8 protein-coding genes are annotated in these 7,277 nt (G+C 44.9%); 3 read left to right on the top strand and 5 right to left on the bottom strand.

What is annotated here, in order from left to right; genetic code table 11:
• The 4 genes from IQ235_RS14060 to IQ235_RS14045 all read right to left on the bottom strand — a co-directional run.
• Positions 1 to 492: SDR family oxidoreductase (locus tag IQ235_RS14060; protein WP_264322080.1), on the bottom strand; the 492-nt coding region annotated here is incomplete at its 3' end.
• 135 nt (positions 493 to 627) lie between these two features.
• Positions 628 to 1,146 (bottom strand): hypothetical protein, encoded by a 519-nt coding sequence (locus tag IQ235_RS18870; protein ID WP_319592591.1) that lies wholly within the window; start codon positions 1,144 to 1,146, stop codon positions 628 to 630.
• Positions 1,147 to 1,359: 213 nt separating this feature from the next.
• Positions 1,360 to 1,908, bottom strand: coding sequence for a dTDP-4-dehydrorhamnose 3,5-epimerase (gene rfbC, locus IQ235_RS14050; RefSeq protein ID WP_264322079.1), 549 nt, complete (start codon positions 1,906 to 1,908; stop codon positions 1,360 to 1,362).
• 71 nt (positions 1,909 to 1,979) lie between these two features.
• Entirely contained in the window at positions 1,980 to 3,389 is a 1,410-nt protein-coding gene (locus tag IQ235_RS14045; protein WP_264322078.1) for a DUF2142 domain-containing protein, read from the bottom strand.
• Positions 3,390 to 3,516: 127 nt separating this feature from the next.
• Between IQ235_RS14045 and IQ235_RS14040 the strand changes: the two genes are divergently transcribed.
• From IQ235_RS14040 to IQ235_RS14030, 3 genes are all read left to right on the top strand, one after another.
• A complete protein-coding gene (locus tag IQ235_RS14040; protein ID WP_264322077.1) occupies positions 3,517 to 4,269 on the top strand; it encodes a class I SAM-dependent methyltransferase in 753 nt (250 codons plus the stop codon).
• A 419-nt stretch (positions 4,270 to 4,688) separates the two neighbouring features.
• Positions 4,689 to 5,606: a class I SAM-dependent methyltransferase gene (locus IQ235_RS14035; protein WP_264322076.1), complete on the top strand. Its 918-nt coding sequence runs from the start codon at positions 4,689 to 4,691 to the stop codon at positions 5,604 to 5,606.
• Positions 5,603 to 6,559, top strand: a complete 957-nt coding sequence (locus IQ235_RS14030) for a UbiA prenyltransferase family protein (protein ID WP_264322075.1) — start codon at positions 5,603 to 5,605, stop codon at positions 6,557 to 6,559. Before IQ235_RS14035 ends, IQ235_RS14030 begins: the two co-directional genes overlap by 4 nt.
• A 46-nt stretch (positions 6,560 to 6,605) precedes the next feature.
• On the opposite strand, the gene ruvA is transcribed toward IQ235_RS14030, so the two are convergent.
• Complete coding sequence (gene ruvA / locus IQ235_RS14025) at positions 6,606 to 7,235, bottom strand: Holliday junction branch migration protein RuvA (protein ID WP_264322074.1); 630 nt, start codon at positions 7,233 to 7,235, stop codon at positions 6,606 to 6,608.
• Positions 7,236 to 7,277 lie beyond the last annotated feature (42 nt).

Below are 7,277 nucleotides of genomic sequence, written 5' to 3'. Positions count from 1 at the left end.
TTTGGCGAAGTTCCCCGTCCCCCCCACGCCGTACACCCACGCCGTTCGCAGGATGATATGTTGGGGGCTGACGTTGCGGACGGCTTCTTCCCCGGCGAGTTTCGACTGTCCGTAGGCCCCAATGGGTTGGGTGGGGTCGGTTTCGCTGTAGGGATGGCTTTGGGTGCCGTCGAAGACGTAGTCCGTGGAGATATGAATGAGGGTAGCGCCGAGTTTTTGGGTGGCCTCAGCAAGGATGCCGGGGGCGATACCGTTGATTTGACTGGCGAGTTCGGGTTCGCTTTCGGCTTTGTCCACGGCGGTGTAGGCGGCACAGTTGACGACGACATCGGGTTGGATTTCGGCGACAACTTCGCGGATGCCATCGGGTTGGGTTAAATCGAGGCGATCGCGCCCCACACCGATAATTTCGAGTTTTTCGTCGGGAGATAAAACCTGCTGTAATTGGTGCCCTAACTGACCGTTAATCCCGGTAATTAATATGCGACTCATCTAAAACTCCGGAGTGAGTGGATACCCCCATCTTTTAAGGTGGGGGAGGAAACGAGTGGTAGAGCGGTTTTAACCGCAGACCCCAAAGGGTTCAGCAATCGCTCATGGGGAAAACCCCCTAGTCGTGGCGTTGCATCACCGCTTAACGATTAAGCCCGTCGATCTTTTGAGTAATCGCACCTTCCGGGCCGAAAACTGTGCGATTCTTTTCCAGTTGATGTCGCTAACCGACACCTGAGTTGTCGTATCACCACTCACCCAACCTCGGTAAGTCTTCCCGGCGCGAGTGGCTTCGACGCAATCGCCCTTGCGAAATCCGTGAGCGGTGACAGTGCCGCCGTACTTACGGCGCTGCCCACCCTTAGAGAACTGCAACAAATGCAATTGGCGACGACTAACCGGTGGGCGGCGCACCACCGCAAAAGGTGCGGAAGTGACAGTGGTATTCTCGAAGCTGACGAGTCGGGAGTTTTGGAAATGGACTGTCTGTTTCCGGTTGAAAACCGTTGCCGCCAGCGACGGGCGCGAGACGGCTTGGTGGGCATTAAGGGGATGCCATCGGGTGACAGCACGGGTACACGTTGCATGGTGATAAACCTTACGTGAAAGTGTTTGGGGTTCGACTACGCGGTTACTGAGCGCGCCGAAGTACACCCCGTCCCTTCGACCACTTCGCTCAGGATGTCTGGGCGTTACCCACGCCCGATAACACGGGCTTGCAGGGAATCCGAACTAGGGAAGTATTCGGAAGTGCGTGCCAGAACGAATCGCACGTCTAGTCAGACCTGGGGGAGTTGGTTATCTCCCTAAGCCCCGTCATTTATGCGGGGGTTTCTGACAACATCATCCTGCTAATATTTTTTCGGTTTAAGCAAAGACTTCGGCATCTTTAAAAGAGGAAGCCTCTTTATCCTTTGCCGATAGAGTCGGTTCGAGGCCGTTGAGATGCCAATCGATCGCTAAATCCGGATCGTTCCAGACGATCGCCCGTTCGTATTCTTTAGCGTAGTAATCGGTGGTTTTGTAGAGAAATTCTGCGGTATCCGATAAGACGACAAATCCATGGGCAAATCCGGCGGGAACCCAAAATTGTCGCTTATTTTCTGCGCTGAGAAGACATCCAACCCACTGCCCAAAATGGGGAGAACTTTTGCGAATATCCACGGCAACATCGAAGACTTCTCCGGCACAAACTCGCACGAGTTTTCCTTGTGCTTGCTGAATTTGATAGTGCAATCCCCTCAACACGCCTTTAATCGATTTCGAGTGATTGTCTTGAACAAAAGTTTCCGTTACGCCGGTTTTTTCCGAAAAGACTTGTTGGTTAAAGCTTTCATAGAAAAATCCCCGATCGTCTCCAAAAATTCGAGGCTCGATAATCATTACGTCGGGTATTTCAGTCGGAATCACTTTCATGAATCAATTTCGCATTGGCTGAACTTGCGGTATTATATCACTTGCAATTTTATTCGAGGTTAAAGTTTTGATTAAAAATAGTATCGGTTGAGTAAAGTAATACTGGTTACCGTTTCAATTATTAAAAAGTAAGCGATTAAGTAAATTTGGACTCGATCGCGAATCCAATTGAATCTAATATTTGCCAAAGGAAGGAATAATAAGGGCGACAGAGGAATTAAATATCGACCCTGAATGTAGATCACTTTATCTGCACCGACTGGGGTTAAAGTTAAATAAAATAACGTAACAATTAAACAAAAGTTTAAAATCGCGATCGTTGCCCCGATTGTTTTTTGTTTCCAGGAAAGAGAAAAAGGGCGATCGCAACTTCCAATTGCCACAACTGCAAGAACGAAAGGATAAGAGATAATGACTGGAAGAGGCAAGCGAGTATCCAGCCAGCCGAGTTTCCCCACAAATTCTTCAATATAAGATAGACCAAACGTCGATACACTATTTCCAATAACTCGAACTAAATAAAATGGTTTTTGAATGAGAAAAGATACCTGTCCTGAAAGGGATACATCTTCAAATAAAGGTACGTAAATTTGGCTAGAAACAATATACCAAGTCAAGCTAAAAGTAAAGCAAGTTACTAAAATCGTAATGAACAAAAGAATATATTTTTTGAAATTTCCTATTTTGGAGATTGGAATTAGCCAATATAAAAAGATTAATGGGAGATAGGCTTGCTTAGTTAAAGCAATTAAAAGTGGGAATAAAAATAACGATCGGGTATGCTTTGACGTCAGTTTGTCTGATAGAAAGCTACAGTACAAGCAAAATGCTAACCACAGAAAAGAGATGCCGATCGCAAATACATCCCCCGACATTGATGCCGACTGAAAAACGGACATTGGCATTAAAAGTAAGCCAACAAATACCCATTTCAAAATCGGCGATGTACGAATAATCCAATACCCGATCGCAAGCCAAAATAATAGATTAAAGAATCGTCCGATATACATCATCCCCAGTGGAGAAAAGTTTAATAGTTTCGCCACTGTTATCCCTGTAATTTGAGGAATATAGGGAATGGGAGAATAAAGAACGATCGTGGGAAACTTAATAAAAATGCGATCGTCGGGATTTAAAGGCAAATCTAGAATCGCCAAAATATCTTCTACTTTTTGTTTGCGTTCCGGACGAAACCGCAAATCCTCTTGCGATGCCGTTCGTACTGTGGTTAGCAAACTTTTCGGCAGGGTTCCCCCAGCGCAAGGACGATCTGGAAAATAGTTACTATACCCGTAACAATCTCCTTTTTGATACTCAGCAATAATTTGACCTTCAGACAGTTGAAATGCACGATAAAAATGCTGATATTCGTCAGGAGATTGAAAGGGAGGAATTATAAAAATTAAGAGGACGCCAAAAATACTCGCAATTGTTGTAAAGGCGGTGGCTGGCGATCGCCAAAATTGAATTTTATCGAACACAAACGAACGAACCTCTCAAATTCGTGGTTGACATAGAATTAATTTTATTGTAGAAGATAGGGGTATTGTTCGAGAATTAGATTTTAATTCTTCACCGATCGAAGTTATCCCGTTTTGCTGTAACCCGATGACAATTTTTCGTCCCCCTAAAATTCAAGAAACCCAAGAGTTCTATCAAAACTTAGCGCAAAACGATCGCTATCAAGAGCATATTTGGGGAAAATCGCAACGATTTAATAGCGAAAAATCCGTCACCTCAATTTCGATCGAGAAATATTTTACCCAAAAAATCGATCGTCTCATTCAACCCACCGATAAAGTTATCGATATTGGTTGCGGTTCGGGTCTTTTCTTACCGATGATTTCTCAACGTTGCCGCGAACTAGTAGGTGTCGATATTTCTCCAGAGTTCCTCCGAGATAGCCGAGAAACCATCGATCGATTTGGCTTAAGCAATACTCGGGTTCTCCTGGCAAAATCAGAAGAACTACCATTTCCCGACAATGAGTTTGATGTCCTGTTAATGGTGGATGCCATTCATCATATTTACCATCTTTCAGAAACGGTTTTGGAGATGAAGCGAGTTCTAAAACCTGGCGGTAAACTGATTATTTTCGAGCCAAATATTCTCAACCCTGCATTATTTTTGATGTGCTTATTCGATCGAAATGAATGGGGTGCAGTTGGTTTGGGACGAAAATCGGCATATCGACACCTTTTTCAACCCTTTTTTAATATAGATGCGATCGAATATAACGGATTACTCATCGGTCCGGATTCTCCAATTAATTTAAAAATTGCTGATTTTCTCAATTATCCAACCTTTTCTACATTTGTCGGCTGGTTAAATCCCAAAATTTTTATTTCAATGACCCATTGATGACTAAAGGGAGATCGGTATTCGCGTACTGTAAGTATTCAGGTTAAAGTTATTTGAGATCGAATCCACCCCTAACCCCTGCCGAGAGGGGAACAATCGCCTGAAATTGGGAAAAAATAAAAAACATTGAAAATATTTATCTTCTACTCCCCTCCGCTGGAGAGTTCGGGGGAGGGTTCGACGATTTGCTGGTGTAGCTGAATTCTTACGTACACTCAGCTATATATAGCAATTCTCAGTCTTGTTAGGTACACCCAAATTCTATTCCCTATTTCCCATTCCCCCCGACCCTAAAACCAGAAACTCTGTACTTCAACAAATTGAGAACCGCTATATTGTTATCTCAATTCACATCAACTCACTCAAAACATGACCTCCGTTCGTCCTTCCGATAAATCTCGATCGAAACCCACTAAGCGATGAGTAAACCATATATTTTTTGTTCTTATAAATGTGTGTGTTGGGTTTGCGATACTCCAAATCCTCAAGTTGTCAAACTAGCAAATATTACCGAACCTCTCACCAGCGAATCCTTTGCCATTACCGACAGTCACTACGGACAAACCGAAGAAATTCAACGCTGCCAAAATTGCGGCTTTCTCCAATGTTCTGATTTCGAGAACGTTTTAAGTTTCTACGAACAACTCGAAGATGTGGCGTATGAAGAAACTCGCGCCGAACGGATGCTGCAAGCGCAAAAGCTGCTAGAAATCCTGCAAAAATATCGATCGAAAGGGACATTTTTCGATATTGGCGCTGGTAGCGGTATTCTCGTCGAGGCAGCATTGAAAATGGGGTACGACGCAGAAGGTATCGAACCTTCCCTCTGGTTGCAGCAACAGGCGCAAAAACATCAGCTTCCCGTTTATGCCGGTAGCTTTCCCGATGATTGCTTTCCCGACACGAAGCCGCGCCACAGGTACGATATCGTTACCCTAATCGATGTCATCGAACACGTTCCCAATCCTGGGGAAGTGGTGGCGGAGGTTGCGAAAATCTTGTCTGAGGATGGTATTGTGGCAGTCGTTACTCCAGATGTAGGTTCGCTGGCGGCGAAAATTTTAGGGTGGAAGTGGTGGCATTTTCGGGTGGCACATATTGGTTATTTTAACCGTAAAACCTTGAATCTAATGATGAAACGAGCGGGTTTTGAATGCGTTAAGATGACTCGTCCCACCTGGTATTTTCCTGCCGAATATTTGTTAGAACGTCTGGCGAAGTATTTACCGTTTCGGCTACCTATCTCTTCTCCGGCTTGGATGAAAAAAATTGTCATTCCGCTAAATTTAGGCGATTCTTTATTAGGTATCTACCAGCGAAAAAGGAAAGCCGAGTGAGTATCCGAGTCAGAATCTATCAAAATATCCATCCCTATCTCGAAATTGCCAGACCGGATCATTGGTTTAAAAATGTTTTTTTGCTACCCGGAACGGCTTTAGCTGCGGTTTTTACCCAAACTTCGATCGAGCTATTTTGGGGTAAACTCATTATCGGTATCCTCAGTACTTGTGCGATCGCATCTGCAAACTACGTCATTAACGAATGGATTGACGCACAGTTCGATAAATACCATCCCATTAAAAAGAATCGCGCTTCGGTTCTCGGAAAAGTCACCGCGCGATGGGTTTATTTAGAGTATCTTTTGTTATTGGGGATTGGGTTTAGTCTGGCAAGGCTAGTTTCTACGCCGTTTTTAGTGACTGAAATCATTTTTTCAGTGATGGGTTTTTTGTATAACGTAAAACCCTTTAGAACTAAAGATAGAGTATATTTAGATGTTATTTCCGAATCGATTAATAACCCCATCCGTTTGGTTCTCGGCTGGTTTATCGTCACTCATTCTCTGATTCCGCCGTCGAGTTTATTGTTAGGATACTGGGCCGGTGGCGCGTTTTTGATGAGTATCAAGCGCTATGCCGAGTATCGTTTTATTGGGAAACCGGATATTGCTGGGCTTTATCGACGCTCTTTTAAGTTTTATACGGAAACGAGCCTTTTAGTTCTATCTTTTTTCTATGCCAATTGTTCGGCTTTTTTCTTAGGCGTTTTTCTAGTTAAATATCGCATCGAACTCGTGTTGAGTTTACCGGGATTTGCAATTCTATTTGCGTGGTATTTATATCTAGGTATAAAATCCGATTCTCCCGCTCAGAAACCCGAACATATTTATCGAGAAAAAGGATTTACTTACTATACAATTTTTTTGGCGATCGTGGTTTCCCTGTTATTTGCGATCGAAATTCCGGGACTGAATTGGTTTCTCGAAAATGCGTTTATTACCCAAGAGTGAGTAGTCGTACCTGACTCACTGACAAAACTCGATGATGTAGGTTGGGTTACTCATGACTTAAAATCGAAATCGCTCCTTTAATCCAAGCTTCTGCATCTTCAAGTTCCAAAGATTCTCGATCTTGCGAAAGTGAATTGAGCGCTTGCACCACCTCGCTGGGGGTATAACCGAGCGCCAGTAACGTCATCTCCACATCCTCGCGCATATCCGGTGTCAGTCCAGCAGTCGGCGTAGAATCCAATCCCGAAGTTTGGCGCCATTCGGAGAGTTTGGTACGCAGTTCCAGGCAGATGCGTTCTGCGGTTTTCTTACCCACCCCTGGCGTAGCCGAGAGGATGCGAATATTGCCCGAAACGATCGCCCCCACCAAATCCGAAAGTTCGAGGGTACTCAGCAGCGCGATCGCCAGTTGGGGGCCGATGCTGCTGACACTGATGAGTTGGCGAAACAAATCCCGTTCGGCAAGGCTGGCAAACCCGTACAAAATCGGCTGTTCGTCCCGCACTTGGTAATGAGTGAAAATCTGGACGGGGTCGCCGCTGGGGGGCAGATTTTGCACTAGGCGCGGTGCAATTTGCACGTCGTATCCCACTCCCCCAATTTCGACAGTCAACAGGGTGCGAGTGGCGCTTTGTTTGACAATCCCAACCAGGGTGCCTTTGAGATAGCTAATCATCGCGCATTTTCAGTAACGGGAATTGGGAGGGGGAGACAGGGG

It is taken from the genome of Zarconia navalis LEGE 11467 (genome assembly GCF_015207075.1).
In the GTDB taxonomy this organism is placed as follows: domain Bacteria; phylum Cyanobacteriota; class Cyanobacteriia; order Cyanobacteriales; family Geitlerinemataceae; genus Zarconia; species Zarconia navalis.
Note: the sequence above shows the minus strand (reverse complement) of the source record. Positions and strands in the feature narration are given on the sequence as shown.